Raw genomic sequence first — 984 nt, forward strand, 5'->3', positions numbered from 1 at the left:
ATAGCAAAAGAGGGCCCCCGAGGGGACCCCCTTGCGCTCCCGCGCCGGGAAAGCGCGAAAGCCGTCCACCGGTCAGCGGCGCCCTGCTCTCCCACGGGCTGACCCCGCAGTACCATCGGCGCGGTGCGGCTTAGCTTCCGGGTTCGGAATGGGACCGGGCGTGCCCCGCACGCAATGGCCGCTGACCGGTGGGCGGCTTTCATACCTCCCACCCGGGATCCTCACGTGCCCTGAGGGCCGCACAGCGACTTCCAGACGGGACCGTGTCGACCTGACCTTCTGACGACGCGACACCTCGATACGTTAAGTATGGCGTCCCGCCGGTCGGATGCGGGTAAGAGCTCGGGCTATTAGTACCGCTCGGCTGAGCACGTCGCCGTGCTTGCACCTGCGGCCTATCGACCAGGTAGTCTACCTGGGCCCTTACCGAAAGGAGAACTGATCTCGGGAACGGCTTCCCGCTTAGATGCCTTCAGCGGTTATCCGCGCCGCACGTGGCTACCCGGCCGTGCCGTTGGTCGACAACCGGTTCACCAGAGGTGCGTCCACCCCGGTCCTCTCGTACTAGGGGCAGCCTCCCTCGATTCTCCTGCGCCCGCGGAGGATAGGGACCGAACTGTCTCACGACGTTCTGAACCCAGCTCGCGTACCGCTTTAAACGGCGAACAGCCGTACCCTTGGGACCTGCTCCAGCCCCAGGATGCGATGAGCCGACATCGAGGTGCCAAACCTTGCCGTCGATGTGGACTCTTGGGCAAGATCAGCCTGTTATCCCCGGAGTACCTTTTATCCGTTGAGCGACGGCCCACCCACGCGGGGCCGCCGGATCACTAGAGCCTGCTTTCGCACCTGCTCGGCTTGTAGGCCTCGCAGTCAAGCCCGCTTATGCTCTTGCACTCAAGAGGACGGTTGCCGACCGTCCCGAGCGGACCTTCGCGCGCCTCCGTTACCCTTTAGGAGGCGACCGCCCCAGTCAAACTACCC

At 64.7% G+C, this 984-nt stretch carries 2 rRNA genes; both read right to left on the reverse strand.

Annotation, left to right across the window (positions count from 1 at the left end):
• Positions 1-70 precede the first annotated feature (70 nt).
• Positions 71-186 (reverse strand): 5S ribosomal RNA (gene rrf / locus AOBCEHNH_RS05110).
• A 144-nt stretch (positions 187-330) separates the two neighbouring features.
• Positions 331-984 (reverse strand): 23S ribosomal RNA (locus tag AOBCEHNH_RS05115); the annotation flags it as partial.

It is taken from the genome of Collinsella intestinalis (assembly GCF_902501455.1).
GTDB classification, from domain to species: domain Bacteria; phylum Actinomycetota; class Coriobacteriia; order Coriobacteriales; family Coriobacteriaceae; genus Collinsella; species Collinsella intestinalis.